Annotated in this window: 23 protein-coding genes; 9 read left to right on the top strand and 14 right to left on the bottom strand. The window is 49.9% G+C overall.

Going from position 1 to position 21,459, the window contains the following annotated elements:
• Positions 1 to 11 precede the first annotated feature (11 nt).
• The 5 genes from FPE01S_RS22175 to FPE01S_RS22155 all read right to left on the bottom strand — a co-directional run bounded on the left by FPE01S_RS22175 (position 12) and on the right by FPE01S_RS22155 (position 3,341).
• Entirely contained in the window at positions 12 to 419 is a 408-nt protein-coding gene (locus tag FPE01S_RS22175; RefSeq protein ID WP_046371236.1) for a DUF4332 domain-containing protein, read from the bottom strand.
• 115 nt (positions 420 to 534) lie between these two features.
• Positions 535 to 1,374, bottom strand: coding sequence for an outer membrane beta-barrel protein (locus FPE01S_RS22170; RefSeq protein ID WP_083990414.1), 840 nt, complete (start codon positions 1,372 to 1,374; stop codon positions 535 to 537).
• 27 nt (positions 1,375 to 1,401) lie between these two features.
• The gene (locus FPE01S_RS22165) at positions 1,402 to 2,499 is read right to left on the bottom strand and encodes a hypothetical protein (protein WP_046371235.1); all 1,098 of its coding nucleotides are present in this window, start codon (positions 2,497 to 2,499) and stop codon (positions 1,402 to 1,404) included.
• Between the two features lie 2 nt (positions 2,500 to 2,501).
• Positions 2,502 to 2,987 carry an RNA polymerase sigma factor gene (locus FPE01S_RS22160; RefSeq protein WP_046371234.1) on the bottom strand — a complete coding sequence of 162 codons (486 nt, stop codon included), beginning with the start codon at positions 2,985 to 2,987 and terminating at the stop codon, positions 2,502 to 2,504.
• Positions 2,988 to 3,122: 135 nt separating this feature from the next.
• A complete protein-coding gene (locus tag FPE01S_RS22155; RefSeq protein WP_046371233.1) occupies positions 3,123 to 3,341 on the bottom strand; it encodes a hypothetical protein in 219 nt (72 codons plus the stop codon).
• A gap of 159 nt (positions 3,342 to 3,500) precedes the next feature.
• Here FPE01S_RS22155 and kbl point away from each other — a divergent pair, with 159 nt between their 5' ends.
• Positions 3,501 to 4,682 carry a glycine C-acetyltransferase gene (gene kbl, locus FPE01S_RS22150; protein ID WP_046371232.1) on the top strand — a complete coding sequence of 394 codons (1,182 nt, stop codon included), beginning with the start codon at positions 3,501 to 3,503 and terminating at the stop codon, positions 4,680 to 4,682.
• Here kbl and FPE01S_RS22145 read toward each other — a convergent pair.
• Positions 4,679 to 5,059 (bottom strand): RidA family protein, encoded by a 381-nt coding sequence (locus FPE01S_RS22145; RefSeq protein ID WP_046371231.1) that lies wholly within the window; start codon positions 5,057 to 5,059, stop codon positions 4,679 to 4,681. The two genes, kbl and FPE01S_RS22145, sit on opposite strands and share 4 nt — an antisense overlap.
• 31 nt (positions 5,060 to 5,090) lie before the next feature.
• On the opposite strand from FPE01S_RS22145, the gene FPE01S_RS25230 reads away from it, so the two are divergent.
• The 4 genes from FPE01S_RS25230 to FPE01S_RS22125 all read left to right on the top strand — a co-directional run bounded on the left by FPE01S_RS25230 (position 5,091) and on the right by FPE01S_RS22125 (position 8,361).
• Complete coding sequence (locus tag FPE01S_RS25230; protein ID WP_052956097.1) at positions 5,091 to 5,741, top strand: 3-hydroxyacyl-CoA dehydrogenase family protein; 651 nt, start codon at positions 5,091 to 5,093, stop codon at positions 5,739 to 5,741.
• 11 nt (positions 5,742 to 5,752) lie between these two features.
• Positions 5,753 to 6,436, top strand: a complete 684-nt coding sequence (gene tsaB / locus FPE01S_RS22135) for a tRNA (adenosine(37)-N6)-threonylcarbamoyltransferase complex dimerization subunit type 1 TsaB (protein ID WP_046371230.1) — start codon at positions 5,753 to 5,755, stop codon at positions 6,434 to 6,436.
• Positions 6,437 to 6,516: 80 nt separating this feature from the next.
• The gene (locus FPE01S_RS22130; RefSeq protein WP_046371229.1) at positions 6,517 to 6,861 is read left to right on the top strand and encodes an ArsR/SmtB family transcription factor; all 345 of its coding nucleotides are present in this window, start codon (positions 6,517 to 6,519) and stop codon (positions 6,859 to 6,861) included.
• A gap of 93 nt (positions 6,862 to 6,954) precedes the next feature.
• Entirely contained in the window at positions 6,955 to 8,361 is a 1,407-nt protein-coding gene (locus tag FPE01S_RS22125; protein ID WP_046371228.1) for an MBL fold metallo-hydrolase, read from the top strand.
• A 10-nt stretch (positions 8,362 to 8,371) separates the two neighbouring features.
• Here FPE01S_RS22125 and FPE01S_RS22120 read toward each other — a convergent pair whose 3' ends face one another.
• From FPE01S_RS22120 to FPE01S_RS22095, 6 genes are all read right to left on the bottom strand, one after another.
• Positions 8,372 to 9,034, bottom strand: coding sequence for a response regulator transcription factor (locus tag FPE01S_RS22120; RefSeq protein ID WP_046371227.1), 663 nt, complete (start codon positions 9,032 to 9,034; stop codon positions 8,372 to 8,374).
• A gap of 57 nt (positions 9,035 to 9,091) precedes the next feature.
• Positions 9,092 to 9,994 (bottom strand): lysophospholipid acyltransferase family protein, encoded by a 903-nt coding sequence (locus FPE01S_RS22115; protein ID WP_046371226.1) that lies wholly within the window; start codon positions 9,992 to 9,994, stop codon positions 9,092 to 9,094.
• 78 nt (positions 9,995 to 10,072) lie between these two features.
• A complete protein-coding gene (nadB, locus tag FPE01S_RS22110) occupies positions 10,073 to 11,674 on the bottom strand; it encodes an L-aspartate oxidase (RefSeq protein WP_046371225.1) in 1,602 nt (533 codons plus the stop codon).
• Complete coding sequence (locus tag FPE01S_RS22105; RefSeq protein ID WP_046371224.1) at positions 11,661 to 12,290, bottom strand: lysoplasmalogenase; 630 nt, start codon at positions 12,288 to 12,290, stop codon at positions 11,661 to 11,663. The genes nadB and FPE01S_RS22105 overlap by 14 nt, the downstream gene beginning before the upstream one ends.
• Entirely contained in the window at positions 12,290 to 13,051 is a 762-nt protein-coding gene (locus tag FPE01S_RS22100; RefSeq protein ID WP_046371223.1) for a hypothetical protein, read from the bottom strand. Before FPE01S_RS22100 ends, FPE01S_RS22105 begins: the two co-directional genes overlap by 1 nt.
• A 23-nt stretch (positions 13,052 to 13,074) precedes the next feature.
• Complete coding sequence (locus tag FPE01S_RS22095) at positions 13,075 to 14,037, bottom strand: aldose 1-epimerase (RefSeq protein ID WP_052956096.1); 963 nt, start codon at positions 14,035 to 14,037, stop codon at positions 13,075 to 13,077.
• A gap of 39 nt (positions 14,038 to 14,076) precedes the next feature.
• Here FPE01S_RS22095 and FPE01S_RS22090 point away from each other — a divergent pair, with 39 nt between their 5' ends.
• The 4 genes from FPE01S_RS22090 to ispG are packed head-to-tail and all read left to right on the top strand — an operon-like array spanning position 14,077 to position 18,668.
• Positions 14,077 to 14,895 carry a penicillin-binding transpeptidase domain-containing protein gene (locus FPE01S_RS22090; protein ID WP_046371222.1) on the top strand — a complete coding sequence of 273 codons (819 nt, stop codon included), beginning with the start codon at positions 14,077 to 14,079 and terminating at the stop codon, positions 14,893 to 14,895.
• A 37-nt stretch (positions 14,896 to 14,932) separates the two neighbouring features.
• Positions 14,933 to 15,970 (top strand): VWA domain-containing protein, encoded by a 1,038-nt coding sequence (locus FPE01S_RS22085; protein WP_046371221.1) that lies wholly within the window; start codon positions 14,933 to 14,935, stop codon positions 15,968 to 15,970.
• The gene (locus FPE01S_RS22080) at positions 15,967 to 16,608 is read left to right on the top strand and encodes a tetratricopeptide repeat protein (protein ID WP_046371220.1); all 642 of its coding nucleotides are present in this window, start codon (positions 15,967 to 15,969) and stop codon (positions 16,606 to 16,608) included. Before FPE01S_RS22085 ends, FPE01S_RS22080 begins: the two co-directional genes overlap by 4 nt.
• 29 nt (positions 16,609 to 16,637) lie before the next feature.
• Complete coding sequence (gene ispG, locus FPE01S_RS22075; RefSeq protein ID WP_046371219.1) at positions 16,638 to 18,668, top strand: (E)-4-hydroxy-3-methylbut-2-enyl-diphosphate synthase; 2,031 nt, start codon at positions 16,638 to 16,640, stop codon at positions 18,666 to 18,668.
• On the opposite strand, the gene FPE01S_RS22070 is transcribed toward ispG, so the two are convergent.
• Complete coding sequence (locus FPE01S_RS22070; RefSeq protein WP_046371218.1) at positions 18,669 to 19,235, bottom strand: hypothetical protein; 567 nt, start codon at positions 19,233 to 19,235, stop codon at positions 18,669 to 18,671.
• An 18-nt stretch (positions 19,236 to 19,253) separates the two neighbouring features.
• On the bottom strand, positions 19,254 to 21,455 hold the full coding sequence (locus FPE01S_RS22065; RefSeq protein WP_217998256.1) for a TonB-dependent receptor family protein: 2,202 nt from the start codon (positions 21,453 to 21,455) through the stop codon (positions 19,254 to 19,256).
• Between the last annotated feature and the right edge of the window lie 4 nt (positions 21,456 to 21,459).

Genomic DNA, 21,459 nt, shown 5'->3' with positions numbered 1-21,459 from the left:
GATTAATGCACTCAATGGAACACTTTCTGTTCGAGAGCCTGCGCTGCAAGGATCATACCCTGCAATGTTTCTTCAGAAGGTACTTTGCCACTGAGCCCGAATTGCTGGTTAACCTCCAGCAGTTTATTGTGCAGATTGGACGGATTTCTTGCTGCCAGTTCCTTAACGGTATCCACTCCTGAAGCTTCCAGCAGCTCGGCAGTCTGCCCGGCGATACCATTGATGCGGAATAAATCCGCGTGATTCACCCAGGTAAGGATCAGGGTTTCCGGGATCTTCGTTCCCGCAGCCAGTACTTCCCTTCCCGCTTTTGTGCCGCCCTTCGCCAGCAGATCACTGGTTGTACGGATGCCATGCTGTTCCAGCTTTGCTGCATAGGTTTCTCCAATGCCTTCAATATCGATAACCGGGTAACTCATATTCCTGAATCTTTGAATATCTAATTTAGGGAAAATTCAAAATGAAACAGCCGGCAGGGGTTTCTTTTAAGTTAACCCTTGCCGGCTGCATATAATTTTAGGTTGTTCCTGTCTGCTACCAGTAACCGAGCCTGATTCCAAAGCTGTAGGGCGTATGATCGAGTCCGTCTTTGTACATGGACTCAAATGCATAGCTGCCGTATAGTTTTATGGGTCCCAGCATCACTTCGGCTATGTATGCCAGTTTGAAGTCATTCAGGCCGAGATCACCCTTCACTTTGTCCTTTCCGGTTTCACTGCTCACAAATTTGTTCCGGCTGCTGTACAGGTATCCTGCGCTGATACCGGCACTCACACCGAAGGTTCTGAAGGAGGAATTGCGGGGTGTGAAGTTGAAATTGATCATGATCGGTACAGTAAGATAGTCAGCAGCGAGTTTGGTCTTACTATAGTCAATCTGGTCGATGTAAACCCTTGCCGGATTCTTGTCAAACCGCAGGTTGGTATCAAACATATAGTTGTTCAACTCAAGCCCGATACCGTATTTCAGGTTCACCACATGTTTGTATACGTTCAGCTTCTGCATCACGAACCAGATGTTCACGTTCATGGATTTTCCGTTGCGGAGGTTGAACCATGATTCATTGCTGCCGGCACCGAAGCCACTGGTCAGGCTGGCGTAATTGGTCTTGTCGTTGAAATTGCTGAAACCGAGGTCTACCATTACCCATTCTGTTTCAATATTGGCGGGGTAACTCTTTCTTTTTTTATTGACGTAGTATTCCCAGTCGTTGCTGCTGCTGCTCGAGGGGGCACCGTTCTTCAGGATGATAATGTTCCCGATGTGCATGGTATCGGCGGGTTTCGCGGGCGTCTTTGCCGTGGTGTCTGTCTGGGCCTGCGTCTGGAGGCAGAAAATACCTGCCAGGGCCAAGAGGCTCATCTTCTTTAGCATATCTTTTTTTTTCGTATGATGGGTTGATTATTGCGACTCTGCAGATGCAGTGAACACACCTTGTCTTCTTCTTTCTGCACCTAATGGATTATTCTGTTCTATTACCCTGCTGGCTTTTCTCAGCAAACCACGCAGTGGCTTCTTCTGACTCAGCTGGTCATTGTTACGATCGTCATTCTGCACAAACACATAGTCTTCCTGTGAGGGCGATTTCTCGGCAACCTGTACATAAACGGGTTGTGTAGTGGCCTGAACCGGTTGCAGGTTTCCAGTAGCTGCCACTTCGGGTTTTTCAGGTTGCAGGGTTGTAGTGGGTACACTGGTCTGAGGGGTCAGCTCATGTGTACTGGACGGCTGTTCATTTACCGCAAGCTGCGAAGCACTTTCCTGCTCATCGTTATTGCTACGGGTACCGGCTTCTTTGATTTTATTGCCATTGATGGCTGCCGGCGCGCTGGTGACAGTTTCACGTTTAATCTCCTTTACTGCATCGGCTGCAGCAAGTTCCTGCGGGGGCTGTTGAGCAGGCGCTACCACTGGTGTGGTTTCCTTCCTGCTGTCTTTGGTTGCTTTTGGCGCCTGCGCGATACCAGGTTGCTGCCTGTCAGTGCCGCTTCCGGGTTTCAGCCAGTACAAACCAGCCAGCAGCAACAGTATGGCGGCAACTGCTATTCTTACCCAGAGACCGATCACGGTGGCACCGGCCTTCTTTTCTTTTCGATACAGGGACTGCTTATCCGGGAACACGATTGTTTTCTCAGGCATCAGGCGGCACTGCTGGATCAGTTCAAAATCCGGCTGGCATTCGGGGTTCTGGTAAACAAACAGCTCCGTTGCTGCTTTCTCCTCATTGTTCAGTTCATCATCATGATACCGCACAAAGTAGGATTCATAGTTGGTCATATTGACCAGGCTGGTGGTATCGGTTGTTCTGAAGAGGGCTTCCTTATCAGGAAAGCTGGTTTCCAGGGCGGGAAGAACCGTCTGCAATAGCATTTCCAGCTCAGCTTTCAGGTCGGGATGCTGTTCCACAAAGGCATCAACGGCCTGTCTTTCTGCAGCAGACAACTCCTTGTCTGCATAAAGCAGGAAAAACAATTCGTAATTATCGCGGTTGATGTTCATGGTTATATTACATTTTCTGGTTTAACCAGGTAATTCTTCAATTGTATTCTGGCACGGTGCAGGTAAACTTTTACCTGGCTTTCACTGAGCGATGTTATTTTGCCGATCTCTTCATAACTATACCCTTCATAATCTTTCAGCAACACAAGGCTCCGCTGGGTTTCACTCAAACGCTGCAGGGCTTCATCCAGTACTTTTTTCAGGTTGTTGGCCGGTTTGTTCATCACCTGCACCTGCTCCCCGAAACTTTCTTTCAGCACCACTCTTTTGGACTTTCTCAGGTGATCGATCATCTGGTGGTAAGCCACAGTAAACAAATAACTCTTGCATTTCTCGTAAGACACTTCCTCACGGTGCTGCCACATCTTTTCAAATGCCCCCTGAACCACATCCCTGGCATCTTCTTCATGCCGGAGGTTTTTTAGGATAAAGCGATATACGTTATCCGCATATTGCCGTACACATTCGTTGTATTCCCTTTCTGTCATAAACAGTCTGCTTGAATTCTCCTGAAGGTTTGATAGTTATACGCACCACCAGCCCTTAAAGTTACAGTTTACAAAAAAAGCCTGCGGAATTCCGCAGGCTTTCGTGTTGTGAAATGGTAACTAATTGATTTACAGCTATCCTGATAATAAATTGTCAGACATCGAGTCGCCGATAATGGAAGCCCCGGGCTCGCGGGGAGTTTCCTCTCTGGCCGGGCATACCACGGCTTCGCGTCCACTTTTCTTTTTCATTTCCCGGCAGGAAGTCTTGCCTGACGTCGACTGGATCTTCAGTGAAACCAAAGCCAGTGCAACCAGAATCAGCACAATCTTCCCAAAGGCAAACATTTTCATGATCAGGTTTTTCTCTTGGACGCAAATTAGTAGCGGTTTGTTACAGTTACGCGTTAAAAAAAGTTAAATGCAATGCCTCATGAAAACTATGCAAACGGTTTCGCCTACGGCAGCGGCAGGTTCTGAATCTTCCTATTTTTGCGACCTAAACCATTTACAATGAATGAGAAGTTTGTCACCCGCATCCGGGAGGAATTAGATGAAATCAACAGCGCCGGTTTATTTAAGCGGGAAAGGGTAATCACCAGTGAGCAGGGTGCTGAGATTACGGTAAATGGTAAAAAGGTGCTGAATTTCTGTGCCAATAACTACCTGGGATTGTCATCCCATCCTGCTGTGATCGAAGCGGCACATGAGGCGATCCGGACTCATGGATATGGCATGAGCAGTGTGCGGTTTATCTGTGGTACCCAGGATATCCATAAAACCCTTGAAAAGAAGATTGCGGACTTTCTCGGAACAGAAGACACAATATTATACGCAGCAGCTTTCGACGCCAACGGCGGTGTTTTCGAACCCCTCTTTGGCGAACAGGATGCTATTATTTCAGACGAGCTCAACCATGCTTCCATTATTGACGGCGTCCGCCTGTGTAAAGCACAGCGCTTCCGCTACAAGCATAATAATATGGAAGACCTGGAGGCAAAGCTGAAGGAGGCTTCTTCTGCAAGAAGCCGGATAATCGTTACGGATGGCTCCTTCAGCATGGACGGCACCATTGCCAGGCTGGATGAGATTGTAGCGCTCGCCGAAAAATATGACGCCATCACGATGATCGATGAATGCCATTCTTCCGGTTTTCTGGGTAAAACCGGCCGGGGTACGCACGAATACAGGGGGGTTATGGGAAAGATCGACATTATCACCGGAACATTGGGTAAAGCCCTGGGTGGTGCTTCAGGAGGCTTTACCAGCGGCAGAAAAGAGGTAATTGAATTATTGCGCCAGCGCAGCCGTCCCTATCTTTTCAGCAATACCGTCGCTCCTTCGATCGTGGGTGCTTCCATTGCTGTGCTCGACATGCTGAGCAGCACGACCGATCTGCGCGACCGGCTGGAAGAAAATACACGTTACTTCCGGGAGAAAATGACAGCTGCCGGATTCGATATTAAACCGGGTGATCACCCCATTGTACCGATCATGCTGTATGATGCCGTGGTAGCCCAGCGTTTTGCTGCGGAACTGCTTGAAGAAGGGATCTATGTGATCGGATTTTTCTTTCCGGTGGTGGCCAAAGGCCAGGCGCGCATCCGTGTTCAGCTGAGTGCAGCCCATACCCGTGAACACCTCGATAAGGCTATCGAAGCATTCACCCGGGTAAAAGCAAAGATTGCTGATTAGACTGCAGCGATCATCGAGATTTCAACGTTTACGTTTCTGGGCAATCCTTTTACGGCAACGGTTTCCCTGGCAGGGAAGGCGTCTGTAAAGTACTGACCGTATACTTCATTGACGGCGGAAAAATTTGCCATGTCGCTCAGGAAAATGGTTGTTTTAACCACATGATTGAAATCAAGACCGGCTTCCAGTAAGATGGCTTTCAGGTTTTCCATCACCTGGCGGGTTTCCGTCGGAATATCACTTGTCATCAGGTTTCCTGTTGCTGGTTCGAAAGCTACCTGGCCGGAGATAAAAAGCAGGGGACCTGCCTGTACAGCCTGGCTGTAAGGGCCGATCGGCGCAGGGGCCTGGGGGGTATTGATAATGTTTTTTTGCATGCCCAAAATTAATTGCTTTGTACCTTTACAGATGTCTTCGCCGCAGATCAATGTTGCCATTTGTTGCCCATCCGGACAGGAATTGCTGGTCGCCAATGACCCCGCGCTGGTGAATATCCATTACCATCATGATCTGGAACATTTTCTGCAGGCTTCGGCAGACATTTACATTGATGCAGATTTTCGTTTTGAAACATCCCGGATGGAAGCACTGGCCAGAAAAACTCCGGCCATCATAATGGTTAACGAAGTGATCCACACCTGTGCGGAACTGCCACAGGGTTTTATCAGGTATAACGGATGGAACGGTTTTTCCAGCCAGCCATTACTGGAATGTGCTTCGGCATCGGGCCAGCTGCCTGATCCGGTAGTACGGGCAGCAGAAAACTGTGGCTGGTGCTGGAAAATGGTGCCCGATCAACCGGGACTGGTCAGGCCACGCATCATTTCGATGATCATTAATGAGGCATTTCTGGCTGCGGAAGAAGGTGTTAGTCACACTACGGAAATTGATGTGGCAATGCGGTGCGGAACCAATTATCCTTTCGGCCCGTTTGAATGGGCAGAGAAGATCGGCCTCCGGAATGTATATACCCTGCTGAAGCAAATGGCTGCCGGAAATCCCCGTTATCAGCCTGCCTCCGGCCTGTCAGGCGTCATTGCGAACCACTCTACCAATTGAATTTTTTCTTCATGTACCTGCCCCTGATGTTAATTATTGACACTGCGCTGGACAAGGCCGTAATTGCCGTCAGCCGGGGTGTCGACATCCTGGCGTCCCGCCAGATGAATGACCAGAAAGAACAGGCAGCCTGGTTGCAACCGGCTATCGCTTCGCTGTTCGAAGATCTGAATCTAACGCTGCAAGCCGTTGATGCTGTTGCGGTTTCTGCCGGACCAGGGTCTTATACCGGGTTAAGGATTGCCTTATCTACTGCCAAGGGAATTTGTTACGCATTAGATAAAAAATTAATTTGCATTGACACGCTCAGGATAATGGCTGAAACTGTACGACCGGATATTGACATCCAGGGTGTATTGTGTCCGATGATCGATGCACGTCGGATGGAAGTCTATATGGCTGTTTATGACTTGAATGGCAACCAGTTACAGGAGGCCGAGGCAGTAATTCTCGAACCGGAAACCCTTGAGCGCTGGGCTGGCCGGGGAAATATTTACCTGTTCGGAAGCGGCGCGGAGAAATGTAAAGACCTGTTAAAAACCCCCGGATTGGTTTGGTCCGTGATGGCGGATACGACTACAGCAACCACCCGCCTGGCCGCTGAAATGTACGCCCAGCAAGCGTTTTCGGATTTGGCCTACGCTGAGCCACATTACGTAAAAGCTTTTTACAGCCCCGGAAAAGCAAAAACATGAAGCATTTTAAAAATTTCATATGTAAATTTGCATGTTAAGGTTAAGGCAATCGTAGAAATTATTAAATCCAATTCTCAGACATGAACACAGTAGCAGGAAATTTTCTAGTGGTAAACGAGTTAGAAGGCTCTGAAATGAAAGTTGATTTCTTACACGTAAAGAAGGCGGCCCTCACCCTTAGGGCTATGAACCACAAGCTCCGCCAGCAAATCATGAAATTGTTGGAAGAAAATGAAAAACTGACCGTTACAGAAATTTATGTACGGCTCCGTTTGGAACAATCTGTTGCATCTCAGCACCTCGCAATCCTGCGTCGCGCTGGTATTGTTAAAACAGAACGTGATGGAAAATTTATTTATTACCGTCTCAACGAGCCCAGGATTCTTGAGATCAGCCGTTGTGTAGAAGAAATTATCACTAACTAAGTTTTAACCCGATAGTCAAAAGTCAATCCCCTGCGTGTTACCTGTCAGTAGCCGTTTGGGAGTTGACTTTTGACTTTTTGTATCCGTCCAGGCATGTTTATTCAACAGCTTTATACATCCTGTCTCTCCGAATCTGCTTATTATATCGAAAGCAACGGTGAAGCAGCTATTATCGATCCGCTCCGTGATATTAAAGAATATACTCATCTGGCGAAATCCAGGAATGCAGTTATAAAATATATATTCGAAACGCATTTTCATGCCGATTTCATCAGCGGGCACCTCGATCTGTCCAAAGTAACCGGCGCACCCATCGTATTTGGCCCAAACACGAAGACCAACTATCCTATTCACCTGGCCAAAGACGGAGAGGTATTTCAGCTCGGCGCTATTACCCTTGAAGTATTGCATACCCCAGGGCATACCATTGAGTCAACGTGCTATCTCCTGAAAGATGATCAGGGTGAACCACAGGCAATTTTCACGGGAGACACACTTTTCGTTGGCGATGTAGGCCGGCCCGATCTGAGCAGCGGCAACCTTGCCAAAGAAGAACTGGCTGGTCTGCTGTTTGACTCGCTTCAGCAAAAGATCGTCACCCTGCCCGATCAAGTGGTGGTTTATCCTGCACACGGTCCGGGCAGTTCCTGCGGTAAACAGCTGGGACCTGAAACCTACAGCACAATCGGCACCCAGCGCCAGCAGAACTATGCGCTGCAGGCAACTGACAAAGCCTCATTTATCAAAGCTGTCACTGAAGGACTGGACGAGCCTCCTGCTTATTTTTCACTGAACGCACGGATCAACAAAGAAGGATACGGAACTATGGAAGATGTCATGAGAAAAGGGATGCGCCCCATCACAGCACCACAATTGCGCGCCAACCTGGAAAAAGAACAACTGGTCCTCCTCGATACCCGTCCCGCAATTGAGTTTGTAGACGGTTTTGTTCCAGGTTCTGTCAGCATCGGACTGGAAGGCCGTTATGCTGAATGGGCGGGCAGCCTGCTGTCATTTGATACGCCTGTTGTGCTGATCACTTCCGATGGCAAAGCCGAGGAGTCACTCGTCCGGCTGGCCAGGGTAGGGTTTGAAAATATCATAGGTTACCTCTCGGGCGGTTATGCAGCCTGGGAGCAGGAAGGATTTCCAACCGATATGATCATTTCCGTTGACGCAGATGAACTGGCAATGGACCTTCCGCATGACCCGAACCTGGTGGTAGTAGATGTTCGTAAGCCTGCTGAATTTGCTGACGGGCATGTTGCCGGCGCGATCAACCTGAACCTCTCAGATCTTAATGATCCTGCAACCATGGCCAACCTGGAGGAACAGCATAATCTATATCTCCATTGCGCCGGCGGTTACCGCAGCGTTATCGCTGCCAGTCTTTTCAAACGCCAGGGGATCCATAATCTCCGGAACGTGAACGGTGGCTGGAAATCAATCAGCGCACTGGGTTCGGTTCCCGTAGAAAAGGAAACCAGTATGCTGAACTGACATCAGTTGTTCAGATGGAAACAATGCCGTTCCGGATTGCAAAGGTCACCAGGCCGACCCGGGTTTTCAGCCGGAGCTTGTCGAACAGTGCATCACGGTAGCCATCTATTGTTCTTGGACTCAGGTACATCCTGCTTGCAATTTCCTTGTAGGTCATTTCGGTGCAGGCAAACCGGAGAAACTCGAGTTCCCGGTCATTCAGCACTGAAAGGGGGTTGATCTGGTCCAGGGACTCCAGGTCTTCATACTGGTTGATGGTATGGATCAGCCTTCCTGTGACAGTTTCGGAATAGTAATAGCCTTTTTTAGTCACAGAATCCATTGCGAAACGGAGATCGCCCGGATCACAATATTTCATGATGTAGCCGCGGGCCCCTGCCTTAAACATCCGGATGATCGCATTTTCTGTGTCATACATGGAAAGTGCCAGCACTTTAATGTCCGGGTAAGTGCGCTTAACCCAGCTGGTTGTACTGTAGCCATCCATTTCCGGCATGTTGATGTCCATCAGGATCAGGTCCGGAAGGCATGCCGGATCCAGTTTTTCGGAAAGCTCTTTTCCATTGGAAACTTCAAGAACGACCTTGTACTCCTCAAATCGCTCAACCAGTGACACAAGGCCCTTCCGCAATAAGGTGTGGTCTTCCACCAACACCACATTAAAACGGCGCATGATGTATTATTTTAACTACGAGGGAATGCAAACTGAGGGTACGAGGTCAGTATCCGGTTATAACGGAGGCGGGGTATTATCGATCCACTGTGCAGTATAGGCGCTGTCCCATTTCTTTTTCCACCTGCGGTGGCTCCAGAGCCACCCACCCGGGTTTTCGCGCATCACCCGTTCAAGAAAATCGCGGTACTGGCGGGTTAGTGTTCCTTTGGGCAGGTCATGAGGTGCTTCAGAAGCCACTTCCAAATAGAGATAGTAGTGTCCGCGCCGCACTCTGTAGGCGTGTGCAAATATTACCGGGAGGTTACCGGCTGCAGCTCCCTTTTCAGGTCCGGATACAAAGGGAGTGGGCACGCCAAAGAAATTCAGCCACCAGGCTTTGTCCATGTTTCCGGGAACCTGATCTGCCACCAGCCCTACAAGAAAATGACTTGACCGGTGGGGCAGCATGGCCTTTCGCATATCGGTTGCCGGTAACATAACGTTTCCTGTTCTGCTTCGCAACTTCAGAAAAACCCGGTTCATCACTTTGTTCTGGAGCGGCATATATACGGCAAGGAGGGTGTACCTGAAATAATAGGGGTAGGCCAGATTGAGCATTTCCCAGTTGAAATTGTGGCCCATATGTACCTGTGCTCTGACCAGGCCACCGTTATACAATTCATTGAGCACATGGAAATTGCCGGTGACGCGGTTCATGATGAATCCTTTGCCGGCCGAGAACAATTTGATGGTTTCAATAAACGTGTCTACAAACTGGTGTTCAAAGTCACTCCGGATCTTTTCCCGCTCCGCGGCACTTTTTTCAGGAAATGCGATGGCCAGGTTTCCCCGCACTACATTTCTCCGGTATCCGAAAACCCGGAACAGCAGTACCCGTATCAGATCGCCAATGCCATAGAGCAGCCAGAGTGGCAGCAGTGAAACGGCATACAATAATCCATAAACGATATAATACATGTGTGAGCTGTTCAGAAATCAAAAATAATGGCAGGGTTTGGGCTGTCCAAACCGGAGAGGGGGAGAAAAACACGGTATTTACAATACAATGTTCTGCAGCAGCGGGCTTTTATCCGGGTAATCAGTGTTAAAATGCAGGCCTCTGCTCTCCTTACGGAACTGGGCGCCTTTTACGATCAGGTATGCTACCGTAATCATATTGCGCAATTCACCCAGTTGAGGGGAAACCGTGCTTGCCTCATATAATTGTTCGGCTTCCGACCACAAAAGGTCTAGCCGCTTCATCGCACGCTCCAGCCTCGTGTTGGTCCGCACGATGCCCACATAATCACTCATCAGCAACTGCAGTTCCTTAAGGCTTTGTGTGATCAGGATCATCTCATGGGGGTCCGTAGTACCGGCGGTATTCCAGTCAGGCACCCGTTCCGCCGCAATGATGGTGCCGGTTGCTTCTGCCGCTTTTTCGAATGCACGGTTGCCAAATACCATCGCTTCCAGCAAGGAGTTGCTGGCAAGCCGGTTCGCTCCGTGTAGTCCTGTGGAAGCACATTCTCCTGCTGCATACAGGTTGCGGATGGAAGTTCTGCCCCATTCATCGGTTTTGATGCCGCCGCAGCTGTAATGTGCTGCCGGCGCAACCGGGATCATATGCTGGGAAACGTCGATCCCGATGGAAAGGCATTTCTCAAAAATATTCGGAAAGTGATGAATAAACTTTTCGCGGTTCATATGGCGGCAGTCGAGGTAAACATATTCCGTACCGCCGATCTTCATTTCGCTGTCGATTGCCCGTGCAACGATATCCCGCGGAGCGAGATCCCTGCGTTCATCGTAAGCAGCCATGAAGGCTTCTCCTTTTTTATTGCGCAGGATGCCACCGTCTCCCCGCACCGCTTCCGTGATCAGGAAAGCCTGACCGCCCACGCCCGGTTCATAAAGCGCGGTAGGATGAAACTGGATGAACTCCATGTTCTCAATCCTTCCTTTGGCCCTGTATAACATGGCCACGCCATCACCCGTTGCTATAGCGGGATTGGTAGTTGACCGGTACACCTGTCCATTGCCTCCGGTGGCCAGCAAAGTGGATCCGGCAAGAATGGTCTCAATCTGGTTGGTATGGGTATTCAACGCATATACACCGTAACATTCAATGTCTGGTGTACTCTTCGTTACCAGGTAGCCCAGGTGGTGCTGGGTGATCAGGTCGATAACAAACCAGTGTTTTACAAATTCTATATTGGGGTAACTGCCAATTTTTTCCAGCAATACCCTTTCCATTTCTTTTCCTGTAACATCTTTATGATGCAGAATCCTGAACTCGCTGTGACCGCCTTCCCGTCCCAATGAATAATCTCCGTCGGCGTCTTTGTCAAACTGTGCGCCCCAGGCGATCATCTCCCGGATCCTCTCCACGCCTTCTTTCACCACAATTTCCACGATCTGCGGATTGCAGAGGCCATCGCCTGCCACAAGGGTGTCGTTGATATGTTTATCGAAACTGTCGTTCTCAAAATCGGTTACACCGGCAACGCCGCCCTGTGCATATTTGGTATTCGTTTCGTCGGCAGCAGCTTTTGTAACGACAGTGACGGTCCGGTCAGGAAACCTCGCTGCCATTTTCAAAGCATAGGTGAGGCCTGCAATGCCCGAGCCAATCACGAGGTAGTCAGTTCTTTTCATCCTTGATAGTTTGTTCCGGGCTTCCCAAAACGATTAGTAATTGCGCCGAAATATAAGTCAGCATCACCAGAAACGATCCGCCGGTAAATTGCTGGTAAAAGCTGTTCGTCGCCAGCAGGCTGTCAGAAACCAGGAAAAGGGCAGCGCCGGCTATGCAAAAATAGTTGGTGAAAAAAGAGAAAATAAACATCGCTGCTATGACGAGGGTGTACAACAATACCGGAAGCCTGAGGCCACCCGGAAGATGGGGCTGCAACCAGAGAAAAAAGACTGCAGCATAAACACCTGTGCCGGCCACAACATAGAGATTCCATGGCTTGCGGGGCTGGCTGTCGCGCCGTTTCCGCCAGAATGCTATGATGTAAAAAACGTGCGCTGCCAGAAAGGAAGCCAGTCCGGCCATAAAATAATGTTCTCCTTCATTCAACAGGAAAATATCACCGAGCCAGGAAAAGACAAGTGCTGTTCTGATCCATCCGTTAGTCGGAGCAAACAGGAGAATCAGCATCAGCAATGGTTTGGAAACAAAGCGTAACCATTCCCATCCGGCTGCCAATGCGATTAGTTGTAACAGCGCGACGGTCAGATAACCCGGGAGCCATCCTTTAAACCGCATCAATACCGGATTACGATTTCCATATTTTTCGGTGAATCGAGTGCGATCAGCAGGTCATTTTTAAGGTATACTGTTTTTTTATCGCCTGACAAGGTTGCTTTGGGATTGCTGACTGTCTTCGCTGGTCTCGGAAGTTTTACGGTCAGGTTCATAGACATGTCACCCATCATCGCCATCATTCCTTTGGATTCCTGCACTTTCGGATCGTTCATCACGCTGTCGTAACGGGTTTTATTGAGCGTACGGCTGTACTCACCATTGCTCAGCTTTACGTCGTACATGTTGCCGATCTTGCCGAGCCCGTCACTTTCGCCTTCGCCACCACCTGCGGCTGGGTTCAGCCCTTTAAATACATTGCCCATCATGCCGCCCTGGTTCATTGCAGTATAAAGCTTGTTGGCATCTGCCAGGTTGCTGAAAGGATAAGCCATGTCAAGCAGGAACACATTGTTCTTCATGTTCATCTTCAGGTTCAGCACGCCGTTCCGGAGTAAAGCCTTGTTCTCGGCAGTCATATTCGTGGCGGTGTCAACCAGGTCTTTCATCAGGATCGTGGTATCCATTTCACGTCCCATCCCCTCCTTCGCCATTTCTTCCTCAGATGCAAATCCTTTCAGCATCTCAAACATCTTGCCCATGTCGGAATGAACTTTCATCTTTCCGGAGCCGTCACTTTTCAATTCTACCTCCTCGTCTATCTGAATACAGGCTGTAAAACAAACAGCAATACCGAGGGCAAGTAAAATTTTTATCTTCTTCATAATATTTAGAATAATGCTACAAATTACGCGGTTTCCCCGGTATTTAACTGGTAGAATACTGTGAGCGTTTTCGATTCGCCGGGATCCAGTATTGTCACCCCCATCTGGTTATGAAATCCGTTGGGCGCCATACTCAGGTTTTCTATCGCAATGCTTTGCCGGTGCGGCGGGATATACAACTGTAAAAACGGATACTGGCCATCGGTAAAGAAATCGATCGACCAACCTGTTTCGGGGCGACCGAGAGTGCAAACCGGACCCGGTGAATTGGCATCCAGCAAAAAGCAGTTGTCAAGCTGACGGTCCCCGATGACAATGCCGCTTCTGAAGTCATCAGCTTCCAGCATCCGGCCCGTAGGGAGCAGCTGATCGTTGAATTCCAGCATCCCGTCTGCGGGGAATTTCAGGGTCCATTGATCCACCTGGCCTCCCAGCTGAAAATAGGGGTGCCAGCCATCGCCAATGGGAATTTTCTGACTACCGGTATTGGAGATTGTCGTCTGCAGCTGCAGTTTGTTTCCGGGGAAAAGGGCATAGCTGATCACACAGCGGTAAGGAAAAGGATATCCGGCGTCATCGGCCGGGTAATCATATTGAAATACCGCGGTGGCCATAAAGCTGGTGACGTCCTGCCTGGTAACTTCAAAGGGACGATCGAACAACAGCCCGTGAATGGCAGATCCATCAGGGAAAAGCCGGTCAAACTGATAGGCTTTCCCCTCAAAGGAATATCTTCCCTTTTCGATCCTGCAGGGAAATGGCGACAGCTTGCTGCTCTTGTAACTGAGCGAAAGTTCACGATCAAGGTTTGTTGCATCCGGATAATGATCAATCACGTTAACAACCTGCCCGTCCATTACTGTACTAAAACCGTGCAACATGGCGCCTGCATGCGGTATGATGGAAACAGTGGTGGATAATGAATCATCGTGCAGCTGTACCAGCGGAATGCCTGCGGCTGTGGAATGGGAAATACGGAAACTCATGGGGCAAAACTACCTAACTTTGCGCCACAATTTGATTTCATGCGTCTGTGGTTAATTTTCTTCGGTCTGGCGGTATCGGTAGTGGCATGCTCGCCCAATAATGTCAGGGAAGATGTTTCGCTGGATAAATATTTCCAGGACAATAAAGTAACCGGTTGTTTCGGGCTTTTCGATAATGGCCAGGGAGATTTTATTGTCAGCAATACCAAACAGTTCCGGGACAGTACCTTTCTGCCTGCTTCCACTTTCAAGGTTGTCAATTCCCTGATCGGACTGGAATCGGGTATAGTGAAAGACGACAGTACGGTAATCCCGTGGGATGGGGTGGTGCGCAGGGTACCGGAATGGAACCAGGACCTGAGCATGTACCGTGCTTTCCGGTATTCAGCAGTTCCCTGGTTCCAGGAACTGGCCCGCAGGATCGGAAAGGAAAATATGCAACGCTGGCTGGATACGCTCGGCTATGCCCGTCGTTATACCCGGACGCCCATCGGAACAATCGATACTTTCTGGCTCGACAATACGATCAAGGTAACGCCCGATGAACAGCTGGGATTGGTTAAAAAATTATATTTTGATCAGCTGCCCTTCCAGCACAGAACGATGGAAATCGTGAGAAGGATGATGCTGATGGAAGATAATGCCAACTACCAACTGAGCTACAAGACCGGTTGGGAGCATGCGGAAAACGGTGACAATATCGCCTGGGTCATCGGTTGGATTGAGGAGAATAAACACCCCTACTTTTTCGTTCTACAGATCAGGTTGGCTGCCGGGCGAACGGACATTCCGCAAGTTCGCATGGAAATCCTCAAAAAGTGCCTGAAGCAACTGGGATTTATGGAAGGAAAAAGATAGCTGGCTTCTTTTTTGATGTGTCACCGAAAACTGCAATTTGTTCAAGTTTGAAAATATCTGGCTATTAACCCTGTTGGGACTGGTTCCCATCGGCATATTGTTTTATATGCTGTTGCAGCGATGGAAGCAGAAGACCAGGGCCAGGCTTGGAGATAAATGGCTGATCGACCGCCTGACGGCGGAGTTTTCCTCCCGCAAATTCCTGTTAAAATCGCTATTGGCGGGTTTCGCACTCGTGTTGCTGATACTCGCTGCTGCCAATCCCCAAACAAGAAGCGAAAGTGGTCCTCAGCATAAAAAGGGCCTTGATGTCATGATCCTGCTGGACGTCAGTAAGAGCATGCTGGCCCAGGACATCAAGCCGACCCGGCTGGATCGCGCAAAGCTGCTGGTCAGCCAGTTGATTGATAATCTCGGTGATAACCGCCTCGGCCTGATCTGGTTCGCAGGAAGAGCCTATCTCCAGATGCCGCTGACCACTGATCTTGCCGCAGCAAAACTGTACCTGCAGAATGCTGGTCCCGATGCGGTTCCTACCCAGGGAACGGTGATCGGCGAAGCGCTGCGGATGGCCGGTTCCGCTTTCAACAATAAAGACAAAAAATACAAGGCAGTCATCCTGATTTCTGATGGGGAGGACCATGACCCCGAAGCACTCAGGATTGTCAAAGATCTGGCCGGCAGCGGTGTGATGATCAATACTGTCGGCATTGGTTCACCAGAAGGTGCCACCATTTTCGATCCTGCTACCAATGACACTAAAAAAGATGCTGAAGGCAATACGGTGATCACGAAACTTAATGAAGCGCAATTGCGGGAACTGGCGCAAACCGGAAACGGGATCTATGTTTATCTCCAGGATGCCACTGCAGCGGCAGCATCGCTGCGCAGCCAGCTTGCAGGGATTGAAAAAAAGGACCTGGAAGATGAGTCCTTTGCACATTTTAACACGTACTATTATTACCTCGTCGGGCTGGCATTGTTGCTGTTACTGGCTGAACTGCTGTTGCCGGAACGCATCCGGCAAAAGAAAGCGGATGCCATTTTTGTTTCCCCTTCCAATTCAAACAAATGAGATCCATTATAGCTATAATGCTGTTCAGTTTTACCGCAACCGGGGTGATGGGGCAGGACGGAGCCGTTCGGGAAGGCAACAAACTGAATAAGGAAGGCAAATTTGATGAAGCGGTCGCCGAATACGATAAGGCTATTGCCCGCAATCCGGCAGACCGTACAGCTGGCTACAACCGGGCCAATACCCTGGCCAGGAAAGGCGATAAACCTGCTGCCCTGGAGAGCTACGATAAACTGATCGCCGCTACCACCACCAATAGCACCGCCAAAGACATCCAGGAACGTGCGTATTACGATAAAGGCGTGCTGCACCAGCAACAACAGCAGCTGGACGAAAGCATTGAAGCCTGGAAAGCTGCCTTGAAACTTGATCCGGATGACAAGCAGGCAAGAGAGAACCTGCAGAAAGCGCTCCGGGAAAAACAGCAACAGCAGCAGAAGCAGCAACAACAACAGCAGCAACAGCAGAAAAAAGATCAGCAACAGGATAAGAAAAATCAGACACCTCCACCGCAAAGCCGGTTGAACCAGAAGCAGGTAGAGCAATTGCTGAAAGCACTCGAACAGAAAGAAAAGGAAGTTCAAAAGAAAATGCAGCAAAAGGGCGGCAGCCCCAATAAACCGGAGAAAGACTGGTAAATCCTATTTTTGCCTCTCAATTTTGCTTTATGGAATTGTACAGCGCATCGCTGACACAATATAAAAGATTGATCACACGGGAAGTACGTATAGGTGATTTAAGTCTTGGAAATGGCCTGCCAATCCGTATTCAAACCATGACCACCACTGATACGATGGATACGGAAGCCACCGTGCTGCAGTCGATCCGTTGTATTGAAGCAGGAGCGGAGCTGGTCAGGATCACTGCTCCCAGTAAACTGGAGGCGGAAAACCTCCTGCAGATCCGCAATGCGCTTCATGCCCGTGGTTACAAAACACCACTGGTTGCCGATATTCATTTTACCCCCAATGCTGCCGAGATTGCAGCCCGCATTGTAGAGAAGGTCAGGGTCAATCCGGGCAACTATGTCGACAAGAAAAAGTTTGAACAGATCGATTATACGGATGCGGAGTATGCAGAAGAAATTGAACGCATACGTGACCGCTTTACGCCGCTTGTCAGGATCTGCAAAGAATATGGAACGGCCATGCGCATCGGCACCAATCATGGCTCACTGAGTGACCGCATCATGAGCCGTTATGGCGATACGCCAATAGGAATGGTGGAAAGCGCGATGGAATTTTTGCGCATATGCCGCGATGAACGGTACCACCAGATCGTGCTGAGCATGAAATCTTCCAATCCCCAGGTGATGGTTCAGGCTTACCGGATGCTGGTAGCGACCATGCAGGAGGAATTCGGCGAATGTTATCCATTGCACCTGGGCGTAACGGAAGCAGGTGATGCGGAAGACGGAAGGATCAAATCTGCTGTAGGAATCGGCAGCCTGCTGGAAGATGGCATCGGTGATACTATCAGGGTTTCCCTGACGGAAGATCCTGAATTCGAACTTCCGGTTTGCCGTGACCTGGTGAAGCGTTATGGCAGCCAGATTGTCTTACCTGACTCAAACAGGCCCGTCGTTGATGCGGTGTTGCCCGCCCTTCCCGAAAACGGACTTCCGTATTCGCCAATGTCTTACCAGCGCAGGGAATCATTTGCTGTGCAGAATATCGGTGCCGGCCACGTTCCGGTGGTGATCGCTGACCTGAGCAGGGTTGAGCAGATAACGCCAGCCGATCTTTCGGCTGTGGGTTACCGGTATGATGAAGCGAACGACAAGTGGCATATTGCTGATGCAGCTGCGGACTATATTTTTACCGGCCACCAGACGATTTCATTTCCCTTACCGGGAACATTGCGCGTGATCTGTTATCCCGGTTCCTGGCAACTGCTGCCGGAAAGCGGACAGCAAACTCATTTTCCCATTTACCAGGATAGCGGGTTTGCTACAGCAGAAAAGAAAAGCGCCGTCATGAACTTTGTAATGATAGATGCTTATTCCGATGGCGCTACGCTTCCGGAAACATGGCTCGGCCAGGTGGCCAGTGATCCTTCAGTAGTGATCTGCCTGAGCAGTACCAATAAGAACGCGCTTCAATCTGTGCGCCGCCTGTTCATCAGCCTCGCAGAAAGGGGAATCCGCAATCCTGTGGTACTGATCACAGACAGCTACTGGCAAACACCGGACGAGCACCTGATTCATTTTGCTACAGAAACCGGGGGACTTTTCCTCGACGGAATGGGTGATGGCATCTGCCTCGGTTACACGGCAAGCCAGCCCCTCGATAATGTTCAGGTAACCGGACGCACCTATCTGCCCGTTACCAGCCTTGCTGCTTTCACGAACAATACCGCTTTTTCCATTCTCCAGGCAACGCGTACGCGGATCTCGAAAACTGAATACATTTCCTGCCCGAGTTGCGGAAGAACATTATTTGACCTTCAGGAAACGACCGCCAGGATCCGATCTGTTACCCATCATCTGAAAGGTGTCAAGATTGCCATCATGGGGTGTATCGTCAATGGACCGGGAGAGATGGCTGATGCTGACTTTGGTTATGTCGGCTCAGGGCCGGGCAAGATTACCCTTTACAAGGGAAAGGAAGTGGTGAAGCGGAATGTGAACAGTGCGGTGGCAGTGGAAGAACTCATCAGCCTGCTGAAGGAAAACGATGCCTGGATTGACGCAGTATAGTCAACGGCGCAGTACCGCGACCTGGTAACTGCGCATGCCATAGGACTTAATCTTTGGAATGGTTGAATCCTTTCCTCCTGTGATTGCTATCGGACGTTCCTGGATATTGTAAAACTCTATTACGAGACTGTCTCCCTGGAGTGTATAGCTGTTTACGATAGTGTTGCCGTCAACCGTAAAGCTGCCGGTGACTTTCGGGCCGATCTGGAAGAGATCCAGTACAATACTGTTATGCTCATCGATTAGCCAGTGACCACGGCTTTTGTCGAAGGGTTTGAGGGTATATGCCCTGTTGTCTTTTTTGTCTGATCCATAAGTCATCCCCCATAAATACATGTCAACGCTGTCCAGGGCTTTTATCTGCAATTGCATGGGCACCGTTTGCTGCCTGGTTTTTCCCTGGAACCAGCTCATATTTCCTTTCCATATTCCCGCCCATCCCGCCGGAAATGAATCCCGTATTTCGAAATTGTTCTGTTGGTGAGGCAAAATAAATCCGGCCTGTTTTGGCTCCTGCATCAGCAAAGACAGCAGACCAACACAGACCGGAAGAAGGAGTTGTTTCATCCAGCGAAGATATTACCCTTACAATTGGATATCGAGGGTAAGGCTCCAGTTTCTGCCATCGGAAGGCCAGATGCCCGGTCCTGGATAAAAACCGGGCCGCTTGGTAAAATACTGGTGGTTGGCCACATTGTTGAGCTGCATCCTGACGGACAGGTTCCTGCTGAAACGATAACCTGTGGTCAGATCGATCAGCTGGTATGCCGGTACAAGGCCTACTGCCCCGGTTGCCGGGGGCGGTACTTCCGTGTTGAGTGCGTCGGCATAAGACTTTGCCGTATAATGCCATGTGCCCGAAAAACTGAACCGGTGGAGGCGGAGGTTTACGCCGCTTCTGGCAATCACGTCCGGTGCTGATTCCACCCGGTTGCCTTTCACGTTCACATTGGCAGCGCCCGACTTTACATCGCCGCTGGTATAACGGGCCTGCAGGAATGAAGTGGAGGTGAAAAGAGATACCGCCATATGGTTATTGATCCGCCAGTCTTTTTGCAGGTAGATCTCCAGCCCGATATTGCGCGAGTCGCCGATATTGGTGCGATACGTATAGAGCGTTCCTGTAGTATCTGTTTCAATAAGGGTGCCGAAGCGGTCTTTGTATTCGAGCAGGAACGCTGTCACATTCCAGTGCCACTGCTGGCTGTTGCCGCGCCATCCCAGCTCTGCATTGAATCCACGGGAGTCTTTGATATCGGGATCAACTTTTTCATAAGTGGAGGCCGGAATAAGGTCTTTGAACAGCATCGGACGATAGGCCTGGCTGATTCCTCCGTACACATCGCTGCCGGCAGATGGTTTCCAGGAGAAATGTGCACCCAGCAACGGGTATTCATGAAGTATTGAAACCGGAATAGCATTTTCAGGATAATAAACGATGGTGCCGGACATATCCGTTCTTCCATGCTCCCATCGCGCACCGAGATTTACGGAGAGGCCGGATGACAACTGAAACCGGTTCTCAGCAAACAGGGCAATGTTTTTGGTTCTGAAATGCAGGTCCCGCCCCCACCCCGGTACCACCAGGGAGAGATCATAGTCCGTGCCCGTGGTTCCCACGCCCAGTTGCTTACGGTGAAGGTCATTGTTCATGTATTGTACACCTCCCGAAAGAACGCTGGTCTGGTGGCCCAGCCGGTATTCCTGCAGCACACGCGCTTCAAGCGAGTAGGAATTGAACCGGTCGATATCGACCTGGCGATTGTTGTATTGATTGGTAAGCAGGTTGATGGTATCCTTCACATTCGCAGGCTTGTCGAACAGCACGCTGTTCCGCCGGCCGAGTACAGCAGAACCAGTTAGTTGTATACGCGTTGATGCGGTGGGTTGCCAGTTGGCGCTAAATGATGGAACGTGAATATCAGGATTAAAATAATTCCTGGTTCTGCTGGCCTGTTTCGGGTTGGCATAGAACTGGCTGTCGGTGAGCTGTCCGGCCATGCGGTACAGGTATTCGGATCTTGACCAGTCGAGTTTGACCTGTACCTTTTCATTCGGTGACCAGGTGACGGACACACCTTCTGCCGCACTGTTCGTTTGCTCATTGTCACGGTAACCATTCCGCGATTTTCTCTGGAACCACGCATAGTACCGGAACTTTCCCACCTTACCCCCAATGGCATTGAAGGTACTGAGCAATTGCCAGGAGCCTGTGCTGTTGATGCTTTCAAAGCTGATCGGCCGGGTGGTGTCGCCTTCTTTGGAAATGTAGTTCAGCATCCCGCCAAATTGTGCACCATACTGTAAGGATCCGGTGCCTCTCACCAGTTCGATCCTTTCAATACTTTCCATCGGCATGCTGAAATGGCTGGCCGGATAACCATACATATCGCTGTTGGTGATGATGCCGTCGCGGCGGATGTTGAACTCCCAGCCGCGGTGAGGATCCAGGCCGCGAACCGCGATATTTACCTGGTTTCCCGCCCCGTCCATATCATAGACGAACATGCCGGGAATTTTGGCAAACAATTGCCTGCCCACCTTATTGGTGATATCCGCAGGTGTTTCATTCAGGCTGATGGACTCCGTTTTTTGTCCCGAGAAAATATAAGTGCCCCGGGTTTCCGCAAGTTTTGCAGGGATTCCCTGCTGCAGGAAGGAGGTGATCAGTACACTGTCGAGCACTTTTACAGAAGGGGCTGCAGTGTCCCTTTGCTGTGACTGTGCCTGCAGGGCGGTAAACCTGCAGGCGACAGCGAACAGCGTCATCAGGGTATTTTTGTTCATTACG

This window comes from Flavihumibacter petaseus NBRC 106054 (genome assembly GCF_000974785.1).
Classification (GTDB): Bacteria; Bacteroidota; Bacteroidia; order Chitinophagales; family Chitinophagaceae; genus Flavihumibacter; species Flavihumibacter petaseus.
This window is presented reverse-complemented; position numbering and strand designations above follow the sequence as displayed.

Coding starts and splice junctions, on each gene's coding strand:
- FPE01S_RS22090 (WP_046371222.1), top strand. CDS start 14,077: ATGCGTCTGTGGTTAATTTTCTTCGGTCTGGCGGTATCGGTAGTGGCA.
- FPE01S_RS22115 (WP_046371226.1), bottom strand. CDS start 9,994: ATGTATTATATCGTTTATGGATTATTGTATGCCGTTTCACTGCTGCCA.
- FPE01S_RS22065 (WP_217998256.1), bottom strand. CDS start 21,455: ATGAACAAAAATACCCTGATGACGCTGTTCGCTGTCGCCTGCAGGTTT.
- FPE01S_RS22170 (WP_083990414.1), bottom strand. CDS start 1,374: ATGCTAAAGAAGATGAGCCTCTTGGCCCTGGCAGGTATTTTCTGCCTC.
- FPE01S_RS22175 (WP_046371236.1), bottom strand. CDS start 419: ATGAGTTACCCGGTTATCGATATTGAAGGCATTGGAGAAACCTATGCA.
- FPE01S_RS22155 (WP_046371233.1), bottom strand. CDS start 3,341: ATGAAAATGTTTGCCTTTGGGAAGATTGTGCTGATTCTGGTTGCACTG.
- FPE01S_RS22120 (WP_046371227.1), bottom strand. CDS start 9,034: ATGCGCCGTTTTAATGTGGTGTTGGTGGAAGACCACACCTTATTGCGG.
- FPE01S_RS22145 (WP_046371231.1), bottom strand. CDS start 5,059: ATGCAAAAAAACATTATCAATACCCCCCAGGCCCCTGCGCCGATCGGC.
- FPE01S_RS22080 (WP_046371220.1), top strand. CDS start 15,967: ATGAGATCCATTATAGCTATAATGCTGTTCAGTTTTACCGCAACCGGG.
- nadB (WP_046371225.1), bottom strand. CDS start 11,674: ATGAAAAGAACTGACTACCTCGTGATTGGCTCGGGCATTGCAGGCCTC.
- FPE01S_RS22095 (WP_052956096.1), bottom strand. CDS start 14,037: ATGAGTTTCCGTATTTCCCATTCCACAGCCGCAGGCATTCCGCTGGTA.
- FPE01S_RS22165 (WP_046371235.1), bottom strand. CDS start 2,499: ATGAACATCAACCGCGATAATTACGAATTGTTTTTCCTGCTTTATGCA.
- kbl (WP_046371232.1), top strand. CDS start 3,501: ATGAATGAGAAGTTTGTCACCCGCATCCGGGAGGAATTAGATGAAATC.
- FPE01S_RS22105 (WP_046371224.1), bottom strand. CDS start 12,290: ATGCGGTTTAAAGGATGGCTCCCGGGTTATCTGACCGTCGCGCTGTTA.
- FPE01S_RS22130 (WP_046371229.1), top strand. CDS start 6,517: ATGAACACAGTAGCAGGAAATTTTCTAGTGGTAAACGAGTTAGAAGGC.
- FPE01S_RS22125 (WP_046371228.1), top strand. CDS start 6,955: ATGTTTATTCAACAGCTTTATACATCCTGTCTCTCCGAATCTGCTTAT.
- FPE01S_RS22070 (WP_046371218.1), bottom strand. CDS start 19,235: ATGAAACAACTCCTTCTTCCGGTCTGTGTTGGTCTGCTGTCTTTGCTG.
- FPE01S_RS25230 (WP_052956097.1), top strand. CDS start 5,091: ATGTCTTCGCCGCAGATCAATGTTGCCATTTGTTGCCCATCCGGACAG.
- tsaB (WP_046371230.1), top strand. CDS start 5,753: ATGTACCTGCCCCTGATGTTAATTATTGACACTGCGCTGGACAAGGCC.
- FPE01S_RS22100 (WP_046371223.1), bottom strand. CDS start 13,051: ATGAAGAAGATAAAAATTTTACTTGCCCTCGGTATTGCTGTTTGTTTT.
- FPE01S_RS22160 (WP_046371234.1), bottom strand. CDS start 2,987: ATGACAGAAAGGGAATACAACGAATGTGTACGGCAATATGCGGATAAC.
- ispG (WP_046371219.1), top strand. CDS start 16,638: ATGGAATTGTACAGCGCATCGCTGACACAATATAAAAGATTGATCACA.